20 protein-coding genes and 2 tRNA genes are annotated in these 20,841 nt (G+C 29.8%); 6 read left to right on the plus strand and 16 right to left on the minus strand.

The window, feature by feature from the left end:
• The first annotated feature begins 44 nt into the window (after nt 1–44).
• The 4 genes from ruvA (at nt 45) to obgE (ending at nt 5,560) form a co-directional block, all read left to right on the plus strand.
• The gene (gene ruvA / locus AC1RP9_RS02815) at nt 45–644 is read left to right on the plus strand and encodes a Holliday junction branch migration protein RuvA (RefSeq protein WP_481821966.1); all 600 of its coding nucleotides are present in this window, start codon (nt 45–47) and stop codon (nt 642–644) included.
• Nucleotides 619–1,575, plus strand: a complete 957-nt coding sequence (gene ruvB, locus AC1RP9_RS02820; RefSeq protein WP_481821968.1) for a Holliday junction branch migration DNA helicase RuvB — start codon at nt 619–621, stop codon at nt 1,573–1,575. Before ruvA ends, ruvB begins: the two co-directional genes overlap by 26 nt.
• A gap of 44 nt (nt 1,576–1,619) precedes the next feature.
• Nucleotides 1,620–4,208, plus strand: coding sequence for a protein translocase subunit SecDF (gene secDF, locus AC1RP9_RS02825; RefSeq protein WP_481821970.1), 2,589 nt, complete (start codon nt 1,620–1,622; stop codon nt 4,206–4,208).
• An 86-nt stretch (nt 4,209–4,294) separates the two neighbouring features.
• The gene (obgE, locus tag AC1RP9_RS02830; protein WP_481821972.1) at nt 4,295–5,560 is read left to right on the plus strand and encodes a GTPase ObgE; all 1,266 of its coding nucleotides are present in this window, start codon (nt 4,295–4,297) and stop codon (nt 5,558–5,560) included.
• Between the two features lie 79 nt (nt 5,561–5,639).
• Here the strand turns inward: obgE and AC1RP9_RS02835 are convergent.
• The 12 genes from AC1RP9_RS02835 to mnmA all read right to left on the minus strand — a co-directional run bounded on the left by AC1RP9_RS02835 (nt 5,640) and on the right by mnmA (nt 16,583).
• Nucleotides 5,640–5,723, minus strand: a tRNA-Leu gene (locus AC1RP9_RS02835).
• A 23-nt stretch (nt 5,724–5,746) separates the two neighbouring features.
• Nucleotides 5,747–6,244 (minus strand): dUTP diphosphatase, encoded by a 498-nt coding sequence (locus AC1RP9_RS02840; RefSeq protein WP_481821974.1) that lies wholly within the window; start codon nt 6,242–6,244, stop codon nt 5,747–5,749.
• 45 nt (nt 6,245–6,289) lie between these two features.
• On the minus strand, nt 6,290–7,048 hold the full coding sequence (locus AC1RP9_RS02845) for a class I SAM-dependent methyltransferase (protein WP_481821976.1): 759 nt from the start codon (nt 7,046–7,048) through the stop codon (nt 6,290–6,292).
• Between the two features lie 16 nt (nt 7,049–7,064).
• Nucleotides 7,065–8,828 (minus strand): restriction endonuclease subunit S, encoded by a 1,764-nt coding sequence (locus tag AC1RP9_RS02850; RefSeq protein WP_481821978.1) that lies wholly within the window; start codon nt 8,826–8,828, stop codon nt 7,065–7,067.
• A gap of 18 nt (nt 8,829–8,846) precedes the next feature.
• Nucleotides 8,847–9,935, minus strand: a complete 1,089-nt coding sequence (locus AC1RP9_RS02855; RefSeq protein WP_481821980.1) for a M42 family metallopeptidase — start codon at nt 9,933–9,935, stop codon at nt 8,847–8,849.
• 32 nt (nt 9,936–9,967) lie between these two features.
• A complete protein-coding gene (gene hpt, locus AC1RP9_RS02860; RefSeq protein WP_481821982.1) occupies nt 9,968–10,525 on the minus strand; it encodes a hypoxanthine phosphoribosyltransferase in 558 nt (185 codons plus the stop codon).
• The gene (locus AC1RP9_RS02865; RefSeq protein WP_481821984.1) at nt 10,518–11,192 is read right to left on the minus strand and encodes a deoxynucleoside kinase; all 675 of its coding nucleotides are present in this window, start codon (nt 11,190–11,192) and stop codon (nt 10,518–10,520) included. Before AC1RP9_RS02865 ends, hpt begins: the two co-directional genes overlap by 8 nt.
• A gap of 44 nt (nt 11,193–11,236) precedes the next feature.
• Nucleotides 11,237–11,716 carry a transcription elongation factor GreA gene (gene greA, locus AC1RP9_RS02870; RefSeq protein WP_481821986.1) on the minus strand — a complete coding sequence of 160 codons (480 nt, stop codon included), beginning with the start codon at nt 11,714–11,716 and terminating at the stop codon, nt 11,237–11,239.
• Nucleotides 11,717–11,757: 41 nt separating this feature from the next.
• The gene (locus AC1RP9_RS02875; protein WP_481821988.1) at nt 11,758–12,417 is read right to left on the minus strand and encodes a BC85_0335 family putative methyltransferase; all 660 of its coding nucleotides are present in this window, start codon (nt 12,415–12,417) and stop codon (nt 11,758–11,760) included.
• Complete coding sequence (gene ruvX, locus AC1RP9_RS02880; protein ID WP_481821990.1) at nt 12,410–12,847, minus strand: Holliday junction resolvase RuvX; 438 nt, start codon at nt 12,845–12,847, stop codon at nt 12,410–12,412. The genes AC1RP9_RS02875 and ruvX overlap by 8 nt, the downstream gene beginning before the upstream one ends.
• Entirely contained in the window at nt 12,835–15,462 is a 2,628-nt protein-coding gene (alaS, locus tag AC1RP9_RS02885) for an alanine--tRNA ligase (protein WP_481821992.1), read from the minus strand. The genes ruvX and alaS overlap by 13 nt, the downstream gene beginning before the upstream one ends.
• 8 nt (nt 15,463–15,470) lie before the next feature.
• Nucleotides 15,471–16,583: a tRNA 2-thiouridine(34) synthase MnmA gene (mnmA, locus tag AC1RP9_RS02890; protein ID WP_481821994.1), complete on the minus strand. Its 1,113-nt coding sequence runs from the start codon at nt 16,581–16,583 to the stop codon at nt 15,471–15,473.
• Between the two features lie 142 nt (nt 16,584–16,725).
• Between mnmA and ftsY the strand changes: the two genes are divergently transcribed.
• The gene (gene ftsY / locus AC1RP9_RS02895; RefSeq protein WP_481821996.1) at nt 16,726–17,745 is read left to right on the plus strand and encodes a signal recognition particle-docking protein FtsY; all 1,020 of its coding nucleotides are present in this window, start codon (nt 16,726–16,728) and stop codon (nt 17,743–17,745) included.
• Nucleotides 17,738–17,974, plus strand: coding sequence for a sigma factor-like helix-turn-helix DNA-binding protein (locus tag AC1RP9_RS02900; RefSeq protein ID WP_481821998.1), 237 nt, complete (start codon nt 17,738–17,740; stop codon nt 17,972–17,974). Before ftsY ends, AC1RP9_RS02900 begins: the two co-directional genes overlap by 8 nt.
• A 40-nt stretch (nt 17,975–18,014) precedes the next feature.
• Here AC1RP9_RS02900 and AC1RP9_RS02905 read toward each other — a convergent pair whose 3' ends face one another.
• The 4 genes from AC1RP9_RS02905 to rplM form a co-directional block, all read right to left on the minus strand.
• Complete coding sequence (locus AC1RP9_RS02905) at nt 18,015–19,589, minus strand: hypothetical protein (RefSeq protein WP_481822000.1); 1,575 nt, start codon at nt 19,587–19,589, stop codon at nt 18,015–18,017.
• A 155-nt stretch (nt 19,590–19,744) separates the two neighbouring features.
• Nucleotides 19,745–19,821, minus strand: a tRNA-Ile gene (locus AC1RP9_RS02910).
• 58 nt (nt 19,822–19,879) lie between these two features.
• Nucleotides 19,880–20,278, minus strand: coding sequence for a 30S ribosomal protein S9 (gene rpsI / locus AC1RP9_RS02915; protein WP_481822002.1), 399 nt, complete (start codon nt 20,276–20,278; stop codon nt 19,880–19,882).
• A 2-nt stretch (nt 20,279–20,280) separates the two neighbouring features.
• Nucleotides 20,281–20,715 carry a 50S ribosomal protein L13 gene (rplM, locus tag AC1RP9_RS02920; protein ID WP_481822004.1) on the minus strand — a complete coding sequence of 145 codons (435 nt, stop codon included), beginning with the start codon at nt 20,713–20,715 and terminating at the stop codon, nt 20,281–20,283.
• Nucleotides 20,716–20,841: the final 126 nt, after the last annotated feature.

Below are 20,841 nucleotides of genomic sequence, written 5' to 3' on the forward strand. Positions count from 1 at the left end.
TTATTTTTTTATTCTCTTTATTTCCTAATTGAAAAGAGGTTAAAATGTTACTTTATAAATTAGGTGAAATTGTATATAAAAAGAATAATAATTTGATTCTAGAATCTAAATCTGAAGGACATATTGTCGTTGTTTCGAATGAATCAAGATATCAAATTCACGATAAAATTAAAATGTATTTTTATGAATATAATACCGAATACAACAAAACTACATATGGTTTTAAAGATTTTAAGGAACGATTATTATTTATTGATTTAATTTCAATTGATAAAATTGGTCCAAAAATTGCAATGAACATTCTGGATAAAGGTTGAGAATATGTTGCTGAACTAATTTCTCAAGAAAACTGACAAGAGATTGCAAAATTTCCGTTTATTAGCGAAAAAACAGCTCGCTTTTTATGTGTTGAATTAGCAGGTAAATGAACCAAAATAATGAATCGACAAATTAAGGAAAATAGTGCTACTCAATCACAAATTAAGCAACTTACCGAAACACTAAACACCCTTGGATTTAAGAAAAAACAAATTGATTTTGCTGTTTCTAAAGTTGACACAACTCAAACACTTGAACAAATGATTGAACAAAGCATAGAAATCATTGCAACTAATCAAAATGAAATCAATCTTGCGTCCGCATAATTTCAAATCCTTTATTGGTCAGCGTAAATTAGTTAAAACTATTCATGCAATGATTGATAGTTCTAAAAAGCAAAATAAAATTTTAGATCATATTTTACTTCATGGTTTACCAGGGTTAGGTAAAACAACTTTAGCCACAATTATCGCAAATGAAACTCAAAAAAATATCCACTATATTCAGGGTGCAAATATTGAGAAAAAATCCGATATCATTTCGGTTCTTTCTTTAGTTAAAGAAGGGGATATTGTTTTTATTGATGAAATTCATAGCATTAATAAGGTTGTAGTTGAATTTCTTTATAATGCTATGGAAGATTTTGTTTTTGACTTAATTATTGGTGTTGATTCTAATGCTAAAGCAATTCGTATGAAAATTAAACCTTTTACTTTAATTGGAGCAACAACTAAATTAAACGAAATTTCTCAACCGTTAAAAGATCGTTTTGGTTTTATCGGAAGATTTGTCAATTATGACATTAACGATTTAATGCTAATTATCAAGAATTCAGCACAATCTTTGCAAATTGAAATTCCTGAAGCTCAAATTAAAACAATTGCTTCATACTCTAGATCGACCCCAAGAATTGCTAACCATTTATTAAGTAGAATTAAGGATTTTGCAATTTCTTTGAATAATGGAGTGATTGATAATAAAATTATCAAGAAAACATTCAATTTTCTCGAATTATATCCTCTTGGACTTTCCAAAGATCATATTGAGTATTTGCAAGTTCTCCGTGAAGGGTTTGATGAAAAAGCTGTTTCCCTTGATGTAATTACTGGACTTATCGCTGCAAGTAAGGACAATATTCTTAATGATATTGAACCAATTTTGCTTTATTTTAAATTAATCGAAAAGAATTCAAGAGGTCGCAGAATCACCTCAAAAGGAGTTGATTATTTAATTAATGAAAAACTTTCACACACTTAAAAGAAACATCTTAAAAATGAATGTTTTTGGTAAAATATTTAAATATGAAACGGATTAAAGAATTTTTCAAGTTAAAAAATTGGAAAAGAATTTTAATCAGTGTTTTAACTCTTACATCTGCAGCTGTTACAATTGGCTTTGGAAGTAAATATTATATTTCGCAAAATGTTAATAAATCTGTTGATTACGGTGGAGGAGTTGAAGTTGTTGTCCAAGTTAAATCAAACGGAAAAAACGCTGATAAAACTTTAACTGAAAATGTTAATAAATTTCTTTTCGATCGTTTAACAGGTGGTACTGCCTTAAATGGTGTTTCTGTAAGCACTGAAGGTGATGGAAAAATTAGAATCACCAAAAGTGGTCAATTAAACGATTCGCAAAGAGATCAATTTTTAAAAGAAATTACCAATAAACCGATTTTAACTTTTACCGATACAAATTTAAAACCATTGTTTTATAACGGTGTTTTTGATGAAAATGGTTCGTTAGACAAAGGGGAACCTGTTAATTGAATTCCTCCTTTTGCTCCAAATGAAGCTAGAAGTTTAATTCAACAAGATGGGAAAAATGTTGTTGAACTTAAATTGCTCAATCAAGACGCTGTGAAGCAATGAACAAGTGCAACTCGAAATATTTCGCAAAGATCTGATAAGAGAATTTTAATGTGATTAAACATTAAGGAATTAATTAATATAGCTCAAACTCGATTTCCTAATGAATGAGAAAAATCTCAAAAAAACTTGTGAAATTTTGTCCATGTTGGAGAAAAAGAATTCGAAGTAATAACAGATCCTGTGACCAAAATCCCAAGACCTGTTCAAAATCCATTGAGAAAACATCTTATAGACATTGAACGTTATTTAATTAGTTCTCCAAGAGTTGAAATTCCATTAAATTCAGAAAAAATCATTATTAGTGGTAATTTCACAAATAATCAAGCAAGAGAATTAGCAGATAGAATTAATTTTGGATTAAGTAATTACAATCTAACAGTTGTTTCAACACACTATTTAGATTCAACATTACAAAATCAGGCTTTCTATTATGCTATGATTGCTGGATTGTTAGTCTTTGTTGCTATCGCTGTCTTTATGATTATTAATTACGGTTTACTCGGAATAATTAGTGCATTTTCAATTGCATTATATATGTTCCTGGTCTTGCTAATTTTTACAGCAATTAAAGGTGAATATAGTCCTTCAACACTTGCTGCTTTAATCATTGGGATTGGAATTAGTGTCGATGCTAATGTTATTACCTTTGAACGGCTTAAGTCCGAGGTGTATTCAGGGGATTCACTCGATAAATCGTTTAAAACGTCCAATCGACTTTCACTTTCATCAATTATCGATGCAAATATAACAACGATTATTATTGGATTTATTTTATTCTACTTAGGAACTAAGGAAGTTAAAGGATTTGGAATTACACTGATTCTTTCAATTTTCTTTACTCTTGTAGTGATGCTTATCTTTACTCGATTCCTTGCAACAATGATTGTTGGAACCGGTTTCTTTGATAAGAGATTATGAGCTCTTGGAATTAGAAAAGGTAGAATCAAAAATCCTGGAAAAATAACAAATAAAATTGCTCAAATTAATTATTTAAATAAATCCAAATGGTTTGCTTTTGGTTCAGCAATATTTATATTAATTTCACTAATTGTTTTTGGAGCAATTGCTGGAGCGAATAAATCATTTTGAACTGGAATTAATCGTTCATTAGAGTTTAGTGGTGGAATTGATATCTCAATTTTAAGTCAAGGAACTTCTTTTGGAGATTTAACTAAATCCCAAGCTGAAGAAATTAAAAATTCAATAATTAAAAATTCATCAATCATTAATTTACATGATGCGGCCAAAATCATTTCAATTAATAAAGTAAGCTTGTCAAGTGAAAATTACATTGTAAGCATTAAAACATCACAGATACTCTCTCCTGAACAAATAAATCAAATCAGAGAATGAGCACAAAACATAAGAAGTGATGTTTCTTTATCAGAATTGCAAGTACTTCCTTCAGAAGCTTCAAAAATTGTGGTTAATGCATTAATTGCGATTGCCGTTGCTTTTGTCGGAATTATTATCTATACATTAATTAGAATGAACTGAACTTTTGCTATTGCAGCTGTCTTAGGTCTTTTACACGACTTTATTATTGTAGTAGCTTTTGTTATTATCACTAGATTACAAATTTCAACTATTATTGTGGCTGCAATGCTTTCAATTATTGGTCTATCAATTAATGACACTATTGTGACTTTTGATCGGATTAAAGAAAAAATTAACAATGAATTTCCAAATCAAATCCTTACCAAGGAAGATATCAAAACCATTGTTAACCAAGCAATTTCTGATACTTTAAAAAGAAGTTTATACACTTCTTTCTCAACAATTTTTGCAATATTAATTTTATTAACCTTTGGAAGTGCAACTAATTTAACATTTAATATTGTTATGTTGTTTGGGATTTCGATTGGAGTTTATTCGTCAATATTTATTTGTTCATGAATTTGATCAAAACTTGAATTATTCAAGCAAAAACGAATTCAAAAAAGAATTAATACAAGATATTGAGATATTTCTCACCCTGACGAACAAACATTTGCCGGAATTAATGATTTTGAATATTAAACAACTTTTTAAAAGTTGTTTTTTAATGCAACTAAAGACAAAAGTAAAATATGGTATTATTTAAAAACTAAACAAGGAGGAATTAAATGGCACGTTTTATTGATGAAATTACAATTCAAGTTCAAGCAGGAAAAGGTGGAAATGGAATGGTTTCGTTCCGTAGAGAAGCACACGTAGACAAAGGTGGTCCTGATGGTGGAGACGGAGGAAACGGTGGTGATATTTACTTTGTCGCTGATCCTGGTAAAAATACTTTACTTAGCTTTTATAAAAATAAGATCATTGTAGCTGATGATGGTGTTAAGGGAGGACCTAAAAATCTTTATGGTGCAAACGCTCCCCATAAATACATTAAAGTACCAATTGGAACTTTGGTTTACAATGGTAAAAAACTGATTGCTGATATTATTGAACCTGATAAACCTTATTTAATTGCTAAAGGTGGGAAAGGTGGTCGTGGAAACACTAAATTTAAAACTTCAAAAAATACTGCTCCAAGAATTTCAGAAAATGGAATGCCTGGTGAAAAATATGAAGCTAAAATTGTGCTTAAAATTCTTTCGGATGTAGGAATTGTTGGTAAACCAAGTGCAGGAAAGAGCACTCTACTATCTGCTCTTTCTAACGCAAAAGCAAAAGTCGCTGATTATGACTTTACCACTCTTGTTCCTCAACTAGGAATGGTTGAATTCCATGATAATTCATTTACAGTAGCAGATTTACCAGGTCTTATTCAGGGTGCTTCATTAGGTAAAGGTCTTGGGATTCAGTTTTTAAAACATATTGAGCGTTGTAGAGTAATTGCTCATGTAATTGATTTTGGAAGCGAAGAAAAAGATCCTATTACTGATTATGAAACTATTAACAATGAATTAAAATCGTATAATTATAAACTCGAAGAAAAACCTCAACTGGTTATTGCAAATAAAAGTGATATGCCATTATTTAATGAAAACTTAAGTGCTTTTAAAGCTAAATTCCCAAATATTGATATAGTAATAATTTCAGCTATTTTAAGAGAGAATTTAGAACAAGTTAAGCAAAAATTATGAGCAATAATTCAAAAAGAGGCTTTAAAACCAATCCAAGAAGAAGAGCAAGAAGAAAAAGAAATTACTTTTGAACCTGATTATATTATTCACTCTCCGTACCGTGGACATTTTGATATCACCGGTAAAAAGGTTGAAGAGTTTTATCACAAAATTCCTCTCAATTCATATGATAATTTAGTTAGATTTAATAATATGATGAAGAAAATTGGAGTTTGGGACGAGCTTTTACAAAGAGGGATTAAACGTGGTGATACTGTTTCTATTTACGGCCACCAAATGGAATGGGAAGATGATGAATAAAATAGACTACCTAATTAAGGTAGTCTATTTTATATAAAAAAACAGGATACTAAATTATCCTGCACAAAAAAGAGTATTTTGGTGCCCAAGACAGGACTTGAACCTGCACGGATTGCTCCAGCGGATTTTGAGTCCGCAGCGTCTACCATTCCACCACTTGGGCGTAATAAAATTATACTATTAACATTAATAATTATTTAAAATTCTTTGATAATTAGTATGATTTTTTGCAATATATCACGAGCATAATTGCTCATAGGTAAATCCTAACATTTCAAAAGTCCCAATAGCAACTTGAAAGGCCTTGTAAACAGTTTCCTTGCATGGATTGTGCATGATTTTGGTTAAAGTGATAAATAAGTTCTGTAACTGAATATTTAAATCCGAAGAACAAATGATCGGTTCAATTTCATAAGGAACATTATAACGATTAGAAAAAGAGACTAAAAAGTGAATTAAATCTGCAAATTCTTCTAAAGCTTTATCGGTATTAATATTTTTGTTCTTTTTTCAATACTTAAAAGATTGAATTTCGTTAGCAAATTCTGAAGCTTCAACCACTAGAGCTATTGTTCCATTAATAATAATTTGATCATCAGATAAATTCGGATTAGAATCAAAGGATTTTTCCTTGATTTTTTTATCTAAATCCTTTTGCATTTCGAATATTTTCGAGAAATTCATATTAAAGTATTATAAAGAATTTACGCTTAAAACCAACAAATAAGACTATTTTTTGAGTACATAATAATATGCATTATCCGAAAACGCTTTAACTTTTTCATTTTCTTGTGCAATCTCATCTCTCTTAGCAATGAAAATAGGTTCAGGTAAAGATGCTTGTTTGATTAATTTTAAAACCTCAGGTTTATTGTAAAAACAAAGCACACCTTCTTTATCTTCAATATGATAAATTACATCTTCAGGTCTTCAATTGGAAACGTTGTTTTTGATTAAATACTCTCGTCTTTCTTGAATATATTTTTCTTTTGCTGGATCATTATTAATCTCATCAGCAGTGAAAATTAAAATCCCTCCTTTTAATAATGATTTTCAAGCGTTTTGTAATGCTTTAATTTTATTATCATGTCCTGGAATGCACATGAGTGAATTGAAGGTAAAAAATGCTAAATGATAATAATTGTCTTTTAAATGTTTAGGTTTGGTTAAATCATCTTTATAAAAGTTAATGATTCCTTTTGATTGTTGTAGTAAATATTTCTGCTTGAGAGATTTAGCAAGTTTAATCGATAAAGGACTTATATCATAACCATCAATGTTCAAATATCCCAATAATAGTGTATTAAAGGTAAATCGACCAGGACCACAACCTAAGTCAGCAATTTTAATATTAAATTGATCTTTAAAATATTTGCTCAATAGCACTTCTTCTGCTTTAAATAAACCAACATTAAAAATCGCTTCAGAATAATGTTGAAGCGATTTTCGTGTATCGTAACTTTTTGTATATTTAATAGTATCTTTCATAATTAAGAGCAAAAAATTATTTAAAAAAATGCTTAGTTTTAGTTAAAAGTAAATTTCGATAATATTGATATTGTTTATTGACAAGCTCAATTTCTGCAGGTAGACCTTGTGTTAAGTCATTAGTTAATTTTTCGAAATTATCTAAAATATCAACTATTTTTTGTTGGGTTTTAATGTTTGGTAATGAAATAGGTAAATTTAAAATGCTTTCTCTAGCTAACATTGGTGGAGCTGAAGCGAATGCTTGATTCTTAATAATATCTTCTTTATTTTTAAGGAAATAATATAAATACTTGTTCAGAATAATTGATTCATTTTTAGACTTTACAATATAACAATTTGGATTTGCTCAAAATTTGGTTTTTTGAAAAACAACACTTCCTGCTGCTCCAACCTGTGATATTGTAATTGTGTTTTCTTGTTCATTATATTGATTGGTAAAACCCATTGGTATAATTCCGCTATTAAATACCGGATATTGTCCATGAGGAATAAAAAGGTTTTTACTAAGTTTTCTCCCATTGCTTAAATTGATGTAGTTTTCTAATTTAACTGGTTGTTGTATTTGTAAACTATCTGAAATGGTGTCAAAAAAGACAAAATTAATAAGTTTAATAAGAGAATTTATTAAGCTGTCTTTAGCTAGCTGTCTTTGTTCTCTTGGTGTTTTAAATATGTCTTGTGTAAATGTTAATAATTTATCTCTATAATATTGATATTGTTTTTCTCTAAGTTCAATTTCTGCAGGTAAACCAATATTTAAATCTGCACAAATTTGTTCAAAATTATCTAATACTTCCACAATTTTTTGCTGAATTTTTAAACTAGGAATAAGAATTTCTATATCAGAAATATAAGAAGGATAAATATTAGGTATGCCACCTGTTGATTTTAAAGAATAGATATATTCTTGTTTGTTTTTTAAGAAATGAAATAAGTATTTTTGAAGAACGATTTCTTCATTAGAATGTATAGTAAAACAGTTTGAAGCATAAATTGGTGTATTTCAAAAAGCGACAAAACCAGCTCCTGACCCAGAAGAAGAAACAGTTATTGAATTTTTATCTCTGTTTGGAATATCTGTATATTTTTTAACTTGTGCACCACTTGAAATTACAGGGTATTTGGTTCCTTCTGGAATATCAATTTTTCATTGTCCTCTTTCAAATGAAGCAACGTCTTTTAATTTTCGTCTTTTAATGTCAGTTAAGTAATTAGTGCTTAAAAGTTTATTTCGATAATAAGTATATTGCTTTTTTCTAGCTGTTAGCTCTGCTGTTAGCTCTGCTGTTAGCTCTGCTGTTAGCTCTTGTGAATAATACTCCATAAACCCAAGGACTCTAGATTTTTTAGCAATATCTTCTCAATCAATTTCACCTTGATAATTCAATGGTAACAAAACATAATCACTATCAAGATTTTTAAATCTATATTGATTTGAATAGTTATAATTATTTTTTGAAACAGATTCTTTAACTGCTTCTAAAAGAAAATATGCGGTTTTTTCGCTTAAATTGTCATGCTGAAGAACAATTATATTATCATCACAATAAAATTGATAATTTCTTCAAAAAACATTTCCGAACATATCTATTGTTAGTGAGTTTTTAAAAATTTCTTTGCCATTAGATATATATTGTGCAATACCTTGGTTTTGAAATCCGGCTGTAACCAACGGAATTTCACCTTTTACTCTTTCGTCTACAGTTAGCCTTGTGCCTCTTTTATAATTAAAGAATTCTGATATTTTAAAACCTTTGCTTTTTTCTAAATTATTCATATTAATTTTTATATTTAATTATTTATAAGATAATTCATCGTGTTTTTCTGGGTTATAGTTTTTAATAAATTCAACCATTAAATCAATAGTTGCTTGAATATCAACTAGTGAAGCAACTCCAATTGGACTGTGTAGATATCTTTGTGGAATTGAAATAGAAACTGTTTTAGTCCCACCTTTACCGTATTGAAGCACACTAGCATCAGTTCCACCACCCATTGCAATATATTTATATGTCGGAATATTGTGGGTTTTAGCTAAATTCATTAACATTTCTAATATTTTGGGATCTGATAAAGTTCCACCGTCTTTAACAAGTAAATTTACCCCTTTACCTAGTGATGGAGTTCCTTTAATACATCCAGTTGTGTCGTGTGAAGCACCTGTATCTATTGCAAAAGCTACATCAGGGTTAATTAAACTAACTGAAGTTTTTGCTCCTCTAAGCCCAACTTCTTCTTGAACAGTTCCAACAATATATAAGTCTATATCTAATTCTAAATCAGCCACAGCATTAGCAATAAATTCAATTGCTGTAACTCCAGCACGATTATCCATTGCTTTTCCGCCAACTAGATTATTAGCTAAAATTACTGTTTCACCAGAAAGATAGATTCGATCTCCGACATCAATACCTTCATCAAGAACTTCTTGTTTTTTCATAAAACCTAAATCAACAAAAAGTTCTTTTTCTTTGAGTGCTTGTTTTGCTTTTTCTTGCTCTAAAATGTGGATAGAAGTATGTCCAAACACTCCAGTATATTTTTTATTGGTTGCATTTAAAACTACAGTAACTTTAGTTCCAATGACTACACTTGGTCATACTCCACCAATGCTTGAAACTAATAAATTTCCATTATCTTCAATACTCCGAACAATATAACCAACTTCATCCATATGGGCAGCTAACATTACTTTAGGTGCGTTTGGGTTTTTTGATTTTTTATGAAAAATCACTGAACCAAATCCATCTCTGCTTACTTGGTAGGTATTGCTTTTGATTGATTTTTTAAGTTCATCAACTACTGGCTCTTCATAACGAGACATTGCTTCAATGTTCATATAAACATTTAATCTGTTAAATAATTCTGTATATTTTTTATCCATATTATCCCTTTGTTTGTGTATTTTAGATAAAATTACTCATCCTTATCTTCAATATATTTTGGATCAAAAACTCCTATATAAGGTAAATTTCTAAGTTTTTCTTTATAATCAAGTCCAAATCCAACTAAAAACTCATTGGGTACAATAAATCCATAAAAATCAGCTTCCAATTTAGCTTTTCGATTATGTGGTTTGTTCATTAAAGTTAAAATTTTTAAACTCTTTGGATTACGAGAGAGTAAAATTCCTTTAATTTTTTCAAGTGTAATTCCACTATCAATAATATCTTCAATAATTAAAACGTCTTTCCCTTCAATATCAGCACTTAAGTCCATGATGATTTTAACGCTTCCACTTGATGCGTGCGAACCACTGTAACTTGAAGCGATTAAAAAGTCAATTTGATGATCGACATTAACGCTTTTGATTAATTGAGCTAGAAAAGGTACTGAACCTTTTAATAATCCAACTAAGATTAAATCTGAGCTATCTTTATAGGTCTCATTAATCCAGTCTGCGCATTTTTTAATATGTTCATTAATAAATTCTTGGTCAAATAAAATTTTTAATACTCTTGGGTCTTTATTCATTTTGTGCTCCTGTTGTTTTGATTTGTTTATAGTGATCAATTGCTTTGATTGCTTCTTCAAAAACTTCTTTCTCACTTTTATCGTTAGTATCAATAATGAAATAATTTATTTTGTATTTTTTAACAATATCAAGAAAAACATTTTTATAAACTTTATAAAGTTCATTAAAATATCCCTCGTTTTGTTCATAGGTATTAATTTCAACTTCTCTTCCCCGTTTGAATAACCGTTTTTTAAAGTTTTCAAAACTAATATCTAGGAAAATTGTGAATTCTGGTAATTCCTCATTGCTAACAAGCTCGTTAAAGAGTGCTTTATAAGCATTGAATGATTTTCTTGGATATCCTTTTAAATTAACCGATGCAAAAACATAATGTTCAGCACTAAAGCGATCCAGAAAAATAATGTGCTCGTCTTTATTTAATTTTTTATCTTCAAATTCTTGCAGAATTTTTCTTACACTAGCGGTGTGATTTTCAACAACATAAACTTGAAAACTCACATCAATGTTTGCTTTCTTTTCGTAAAATCACTTTAAAAAAGTATTAAATACAACATCGTCTTCTTCGTATTCATTTAGTAAAAGTGATTTTTTGTAATGCTTATGAAGTTTTTTGGAAAGTGTACTTTTTCCACTACTAATCATTCCAGAAATACCAATTAACATACCTACCCCTTAAATAAATTAACAAAAAACCAAAGAATAAATCTTTAGTCTTCTTGTGTTACGTTCATAATTTCAACATTAAATTTTTGTTGAGCATCTACTTCAACTGCATCCCCAGCTTTTCTACCTAAAATAGCTACTGCTAGAGGACTTTTGTTTGAAATTTTATCTTCAAATGGATTGGCATCATGAGTTCCCATGATGGTGATGTTTTTAATTTCGCCAGTTTCAAGGAATTTTAAGGTCACAGTTGCCCCAATTCCAATTGAAGCGCTGTGAGCATTTTCAATAATTTCAGCACGATCAAGAATTGATTCAAGTTCGTTGATTCTTCCTTCGACAAGTCCTTGACGATCTCTAGCTGCATCATATTCAGCATTTTCTGAAAGGTCACCTTGAGCACGGGCTTCTTTAAGTGCGTTTTGAACCGCAGGACGTTCAACATTAACTAGTTGTTCGTACTCTTTTTTATATTTTTCTAAAGTCTCTTTGGCTAGATAAATTTTTTCGCTTTGTGTTGACATAATGCTCCTTTTTTATTTAAAAAATTATAGCAATTTTAACTCTATCTCTTAACAATATATAAAAATTTACTTTCTACATACGAAATTCGGTAAGTAAGATTGCTTTTCTTAATTAATTTAACAAATTTAATTAATTCTTTTTTGCGATAATTGCTAGTTAAAATCATCATCATTGATTCAGGTTGCAAAGCTGGGAAAAATTCATTAAATAACTCTTCAAGCTTATAAGTATTATTAAATATAACAACAAAATCTAAATTTTGTCCACCATATTCAATGAGGTTAGATTGACTTAATTCGTTTGAGTACTTTTGAGTTAGTTCAAGGTATTTTGAATAAAAGTTATATTCTTTTAAATAATAAATTTTACGTTTAGTTTTTGATGAAACAACCGATTGCAAAAATACATCTTTATTATCAATAACTAAGGTTGATTGAAAATTATTGACATAGATAGTGTTAATTACTTCTTCAATATCATAAGGCTTATAATTATTTTTTAATTCATCTTTAAGATTAAAAGGTAATTCTCCTAAATCATTGCGAAGTTTTTGTAACATTAAATAGGTTTGTTCTCGATCTTGAGCCAAATATTTTTCTTTAATTTTTTTAATTTTTCGTTTAAGTAAAAATGATGAAACTGCAGCTAAAATAATTACAACAATCATTGAGCCAAAAAGAATTCATTGCGTTTTAGTCATGTTTTTCTCACTTATTTTTGTAATATTGCAAATAATCATTCAAAATAATTTGAGCAGCTAATTTATCTTTATGGTTTTTGCGTTTTTGACGAGTAAGTCCAGCTGTAATCATAATTTCTTGAGCTTTTTTGGTGCTATATTGTTCATTAATAAGCATGATCGGAATATCAAAATGTTGTTTTAATAATCGAACAAAATCTTCTACCATTAAAGTTCGTTCGCTTTTTTCTCCACTTATTTTAAGGGGATAGCCTAAAATAAAACCATCAATAGAATACTCAAGTAGATATTGTTGAATTCTATTAATAACTGCACCAAAATCTCCCTCAGACATTAAAAAGTTTTCTAATGAGCTTGCAATAATTTCACTTTCATCAGTAATGGCAAACCCACAACTTTTAATTCCTAAATCCATTCCTAATTTTCTCATGATATTTTGCTTAATTGTTCAAGAATTATTTCTTTAGAAACTGTTAAGCTACATTTACCCATTGCAAGTAAATTATTTCCTCCGCCTTTTCCTTGGAAAATCTTGAAAAGTTGTTGGGCTATTTGATTTGCATTAAGTGTTTTTGAACCAACACAAAGCATATTACTTTGATCATATCCAATGACTAAAGATTGTGTGTGAACTTCTCTAATAGTTGAAACAGAAGTTTTTAATGAATTGGTGGGTAATTCTAAAACATATACTTCTTTGCCGTTAACTTGTGTACTTTGGAGATTTTCTAAATCAAGTGAATTAGAATTTTGTGCTTGTTTTTTTGATAATGTCTTATTATCTTCTTTAGCTTGTTCAATTGCTTGTTCTAGACATTGAATTTGTTTTTCTAAATCATTTTCAACACAACTTTTTGCTTGATAATTTGGGTCTAAGGCTTCATTTTTAACAATAATTTTGTCAAATTGTTCTCTTAATAATTCAACTTGTTCATTGAGATATTCATTAACAATTTTAAACGATGAGATAGCACGAATCCGGAAAATTCCAGCTGCTTTTTTCTCTACTGACACAATTTTAAAAGTTTCAAGCATTCCTGAATGCTCTAAGTGTGTTCCTCCACATAAATCAGCAGTTATTCCTTCGAATTCAACAATTCGAATATTTTTTGGATCCATATATTCAGCTTCTTCAAGTGTCATAATTGCACCCATTTGTTTAGCTTTTTCGGTAGTAGTTTCTAAATAATTACGTTTGGCATCGCGTTTAATGTAATCTTTAACTAAATTTTCAATCTGTGCAATAGTTTCTTTACTTGGTTTTCGATCAGCAGGAAAGTCAAATGTTAATCTTAATTCATTATTATCACTACTTAATTGCTCAATATGTGAGCCTAAAATAGTTCTTAAAGCACAGAATAATAAGTGAGTTCCTGAGTGGTTTCTTTTTAACCCTAAACGAATTTGTTTATCAACAAAACATTGAACTGGATCTTTAAGATTGACTTTTCCTTGTACTTTGTGAATGTGATTATTAAATTTATCTTTAAAGACATTTAAAATTTCAAGTCTATTATTCCCTTGAAGAATGTATCCGCGATCGTGTTTTTGTCCACCACTAGTTGCATAAAAAGGTGTTCGTTCTAAAATTAAGTAACTAATTCCTTCATTTTCTGATACTTCATGTTCGCTGGTAAGAATTTTAAGAACTTTGGTTCTTCCTTCTTCAAATTCATAACCAATAAATTTATCAAGTTTTTGATCAATTAGAGCTAGTGAGTTAATTACTTTATCCATTCCAGAAATTTTTGAACCCTTTGATACTTCTGAATGTTGTTCTTTAGCTTGGTTATATCCATCCATATCGACTTGAATATTTTGTTCAGCTAAAATTTCAGTGGTTAATTCAATTGGAAAACCATAAGTTTCAAACAATCTAAAAGCAATTTCTCCCGAAAATAAGCTTTGATCGTGATTAATATATTGTTCAAGTAATTCTCTTCCGCTTTCAATAGTTTTTGAAAATAAAAGTTCTTCTTCTAAAATAACCTTTTCAATATGCGGAATATTATATTCATATGGCAGAGTGCTTGCAATCACAGGAACTAATTTATATAAAAAGATGTTTTGTTCAACTTTAAGTTGCATTGCTTTGTGCACTGAACGACGAATTAAACGTCTTAAAATATATCCACGTCCCACATTTGAAGGTTTAGCTCCATCATTAATGGCATTAACTACAGTTCGCATATGGTCTGCAATTACTTTAAAATAAGTATTAATAGTGCTTTGTTGTGGGTCATTAATAAAGTAATTATCAATTTGATATTTGTATGGAGTATATTTTTCAATTTCGTGAATAATTGGTAAAAATAAATCAGTATCAAAATTAGTTGGTGCATCTTGTAAAATTGAAGCAATCCGCTCAAGTCCAGCACCAGTATCAATATTTTTTTGGTTTAATTCAGTGTAATTACCTTCGCCGTCAGAATTATAAGTTGAAAAAACAATGTTTCAAATTTCAATATAACGGTCATTCTCAATATCTTTTTGGAGTAGTTCAATTCCACGAGCGTCATATTTTTCACCACGATCATAGAAAATTTCTGTGTTTGGACCACAAGGACCTGAACCTACTTCTCAAAAGTTAGTTGATTTATCCCCAGGAATTAAACGATCTTCACTAAAACCATGTGACATTCACTCGTTTTTAGTTTCTAAATCTTCATAATAGTAGGTAAAATAAAGTTTGTCTCGATCTAGTTTAAGGTCATTAATTAAAAATTCAACCGCAAAAGCAATGGCTTCTTTTTTAAAGTAATCTCCAATTGAAAAGTTTCCTAACATCTCAAAAAAGGTATGATGACGGGCGGTGATTCCAACATTTTCAATATCATTTGTACGGATTGCTTTTTGTGAGTTAGTTAATCTTTTTGAAGGTGGAATTTTTTTACCTGAAAAATAATCCTTTAAGGTGGCTACTCCACTATTTATCCAAAGCAATGATGGATCTTTTTCAGGAACTAAGCTTTTTGAAGGGACAATAAAGTGCCCTTTTGATTCAAAAAACTTTAATCATTTGTCTCTAATTTCACTTGTTTTCATGTTTACCTCTAAATGTATGTGAGTTTTTGCTCGTCCATATAAATTTCTTCAATTATCGCTCCACCAATGCATTTATCCCCATCATATAAAACCACTTGTTGTCCTGGAGTGATTGCTTGTGCTTTTTGTGGATAAAAAACTCGAATATTGGTGCCATTTATTTGAATATGTGCTTTAATATCGGCTTGGCGATATCTAAATTTAACAGTTATATTATTAGGATTGTAATCTAAATTGTTTAAATTGAGATTACTTGCAATTAAATTATTCGATTCCAGTCACTGCGGTTGGGATGCTGGAGCCACATATAAAATGTTTTTTTGGACATTGTGCCCACAGACATAATACGGTTCACTCATCCCACCTAAATTGAGTCCTTTGCGTTGTCCAATGGTGTAATAAAAACAACCCACGTGTCTACCAATTTTTTTATGAGTGGTAATATCAACAATGTCACCATCTTGAGTTGGGATGTAATTTTGTAAAAATTGAGTAAAATTACGCTCGCCAATAAAACAAATTCCAGTTGAATCTTTCTTTTTGGCTGTAATTAAGTCTAATTTAGCTGCTATTTGGCGAATTTGTTCTTTTTCTAAATTAGCTAAAGGCATAATGACTTTACTCAGTTGTTCAGTGCTTAATTGAGCTAAAAAATAAGTTTGATCTTTGTTTTGGTCCTTGGCTCGATATAAGTGACCATTTTCAACTTTAGCATAATGTCCCATAGCAATATAATCAGCTTTTAGTTGATTGAAAGCATAATTAGCAAAAGAATCAAATTTAATGTGTTTATTGCATAAAATATCTGGATTGGGAGTGCGTCCTTTTTTGTATTCATCAATGAAGTTTTCAAACACTTTATTTCAATATTCTTGAACAAAATCAACTCGATGTAATTTAATACCCAGAGCTCTAGCAACTGCTAGAGCATCGTTATAATCTTGTTCTTGAGGACAAATATCTTGTGAAATTTGTTCATTACCCAGAACATCATTATTAAGAATGCTATCTCAATTACGCATAAATAAACCTTCAACTTGATACCCTTGTTGTAAAAGTAGGTGTGCTGCAACTGAAGAATCAACTCCTCCGCTCATTCCGATAATTACCTTTTTTTTCACAAAATCTCCTTTAATAGTTAGACTGTTCTTATTATATTATTTTTAGTTCTTTTTAAAAGAATAATGCGATAAATCGGAATTATTCAACTCTTTATTAGCTTGTTAAAAGCAAATAAAATAATTAAAATGGTAAAATTAAACCATGGGATTTTTTAAAAATTTAATCAATAAAGTTTTTACAAAAAATAAAGACGGGAAAAATACTAAAGATAGTCAAATTATTGATACAACAAAGCTTGAAAAATATACAACTGGTCTTTCAAATGCAAGCAATTTTGGAAAACGATTGCTTGAACTTCAAAATCGATACAATCATATTGATGAGCAATTCTTTGAAGAACTAGAAGAATTGCTCATCATGTCTGATATTAATGCTTCATTAGTATATTTAATTATTGAAAAAATTAAAGCTGAAGTTAAAACCAATCAAATTGACGATCCACAATTAATCGGTGAAATTGTTGCTGATCAAATGTTTATTGTTTATACCAATAATAGCATCACTAACACTACTTTAAATTATGAACCAGGTCGTTTAAACGTATTTGTGTTTGTTGGAGTTAATGGAAGCGGAAAGACTACATCAATTGCTAAAATAGCTCATAAATTTAAGCAAGAATGTAAAAAAGTGCTGATTGCTGCTGGCGATACTTTCCGTGCTGGGGCAGTCAATCAACTTGCAATTTGAGCTGATCGAGTTAATGTAGATATTGTTAAACCAGATAAAGAAGGAGCCGATCCTGCTTCAGTGGTTTATCAAGCAATGCAAAAAGCTAAAGAACAAAATTACGATTTATTAATTATTGATACAGCCGGAAGATTACAAAATAAAGTTAATTTAATGAATGAGCTTAATAAAATGATTGGTATTATTCAACGTTTTGAACCAAGCGCTCCGCATGAATCGCTTCTTGTTCTTGATGCAACCAATGGGCAAAATGGTTTATCGCAAGCTAAAGCATTTAAAGAAGTAGCTAATTTAACTGGAATTATTTTAACTAAAATGGATGGAACTTCTAAGGGTGGGATTGTCCTTTCAATCAAGGATGAATATGAGCTTAATGTCAAGTTTTTAGGTTTAGGTGAAAAACTTGATGATTTACAAGAATTTGATTTAGAATTATTTATTTATCAAATGACTAAGGATTTAATCAGTGAATAAAGAGCCAAAAAAATCGCTTGATAATATTTCTAAATATACACTATTGTACGAGAAATATGGTTTTTTGCTCACCAAGGTACAACAACAGGCCTTTGAGTTATATTTTTATAAAGATTTATCCTATGCTGAAGTAGCTGAGATATTAGTTACAACTCGTTCTAGTGTTTATGATGCTGTTGATAAAGCATTTAAAAAACTCGATAAAATCAATTCTCAAAAGACAAATTAAAAAGCACTTGGTGCTTTTTTAATATCTTTTTTAATGGGTTTTAGTTTGATTGTTGCTCTTCTTCTTTCCCTTTTGATTTTTTAAAGAGAATAAGAAATAATCCAGCTAATAATAATAGTGTACCAATAACTCCAAAAATAATGTATTCGTAATATGTTGCTTTTGGGTCATCTTGGTTAGCTAATTTTTCATTGGTATTAAGTAAATTAAATTGTTCAGCTTTTGAGTATTCTCTGTACACATTCGATGAAACGCTTTCAATTTCTTTTGGATCTGTGCTTAATTTGGTTAATTGATCATTTGCACGTTGAAGTACTGAACTAATTGCGTCTTTATTTTCTTGTGATAATGTACTTGAGTTTAAAAATTCTTTTAATTTGGGTTCAAATTCTTTAAGATTTTTTTGTAAACTTAACATTTGAACATTAACATCATTCACTAATGTTTCAAAAACTTTTGCATCACTTGAATCTTGTGCTTGGTCTGCTCTGGTTTTTCCAATTTTTGCAAATTCTTGTTTTTGTAAATTGTTCAATCCTTTAGCTTTACCTAAAATTTCATCATACGCTAGGGTTTTTTCATTTTCAGGTTTAAGCTCAGTATATACACTTTGTAAGGTTTCTAAATCAGTTTTTAATAATTCAGGGTCTTTAAAGAATTTTTCTCCAAGTGTTACATCTTCTTTTGAATCAAGCACTAATGTTAATTTTTCATAGTCTTGTTTTAATGAGTCTTGTTTTTCTTTAGGAAGGAGTGAATTTGCAAGAATTTGATTAACATTTGATTTAAGGTTTTGGTTCTCGTCGACGAATTTTTTTACTTGTGCACTAACTTCAACTAATTTATCAACATTTTTATCAGCCATTAAAATTAAATTAGTGTGTTCTGGTGTAAGTTTAGCACTAGCACTACTTAAATCTGCTTTTGAATTGTTTAAAAGTTGTTTTAAATACGACACAATCACTGAATTAAGTTCTAAATGATTGTTTTCATCTAAAATATATTCAAGAATCGAAACAACTCCATTAGTGTAAACATTGACAAATTTATCAATAAGAGTTTGAACTTGTTCTTTGGTTAGAAATGTTGTATTGGTTTTAGCTATTTCTTTAAATGCACTTTGAGCTTGAGTTTCTGATTCAGTTAATGTTTCTTTGTATGACTTAGCACTAGCATCACTGGATACTTTAGTTTCAAGATGAGTAGAATCTTTTAGCTTAGTGTATAACTCATTAGTAGCATTTTGGAATAAAGTAAGCATTGCACTTGCCAATTCATTAGCTTGATTTAAAAATTGATCAATTTGTTCAATGGTAACATTAGTTTGGTCTGCTTTAGCTTTATATTCAGTAATTTGTGCTGGAGATAAGAATGGTTTTACTTCATTAGTTTTTTGTGCAAGTGCGTCAATCATTCCTTTATATTCATTTTTCTTAGTTTCTAAAGCTTGATCTGTAGTTGCTGGTGTTCCACTTTGATTAGTATTTGGAGTAGGCGATGATTGTGGGTTGGTTGTAGTTGGTGCACTTGTAACTTGAGCAGAAACACCTAAAATTGGAGCTGAAACAAGAGTAAATGAAGATAAAAGCAATAATTTATTTTTTAACTTTTTCATAGATATATCCTTTGTGTAAATAAGTAAATTTATATTTAAAAAATATAATGATGTTAAGTTTACTTTTGTATAAATTATAGAATATTTTTTAAAAAACGGATATAAAAAGATAATTAAAAAGCAGGATTTTTCCTGCTTTTGGTCAAAACTTGAAATGGTGCGAACGAATGGACTTGAACCATCGACCTCACGATTATCAGTCGTGTGCTCTAACCAGCTGAGCTACGCTCGCAAGTGTATTCCAATTATATCGCATTTTTTACGATTTAATTGGAAAATATTATTAAAAATTAACGTTTTGAGAATTGTCTTGCACGACGTGCTTTTCTAAGACCAGGTTTTTTACGTTCTTTAGCTCTGGCATCTCTGGTAAGCATTCCAGCTTGTTTTAACACTGCACGATAATCTGCACTTGCTTCAAGCAATGCTCTTGCAATTCCAAGTCTAATTGCTCCTGCTTGACCACTAAGACCTCCACCAGCTACATTAACCGAAACATCAAATTGTCCCATAGTTTCAGTTAAAACGAATGGTTGATTTGCGTCTTTAAGATAAATATCAGAAGTTAAATATTCTTTAGCTTGACGTTTGTTAATCACAAAATTACCTTTTCCAGGTTTAATAATCACACGAGCAACTGAAGATTTTCTTCTTCCTAATCCACGGTATTGTAATTCTTTTTTGTTCATAATTATCTAACCTCTAATTTTTCTGGATTTTGTGCTTGGTGTTTGTGTTCTGGACCAGCGTAAATAAATACGTTACGACGTTGTTTGTTCCCTAATTTTGTGTGTGGAAGCATTCCGAAAATAGCTTTTTGAACTATTGCGGTAGGTTTTTTTACCCTTAATTTAGCAGCAGTAATGCTTTTAAGTCCACCTGGATAACCTGAGTGTGAGTAATAAATTTTATCTTCTTCTTTTTTAGCTGTTAAAATAGCTTTTTCAGCGTTGACAATGATGACATTGTCTCCCATATCTGCGTGTGGTGTAAATGTTGGTTTAGTTTTTCCTCGAAGTACTGAAGCAACAAAAGCAGCTAAACGACCTACAATTTGACCTTGTGCATCAACAACGTATCATTTTTTATCAGCTTGTTGAGTGTTAACAATTGTTGTTTGTCTCATTTGATCCTCCTACGTTAATTTTTGGAATTTATTTAAATTGTATAAATTGCTTTTTAATTATAACACAATCCTAAAAAATACAAGGACTTTTTAGCGCCTGATTATCTTGCTAGGGTTGTGAAATAA

This window comes from Mycoplasma sp. 3686h, from assembly GCF_056781225.1.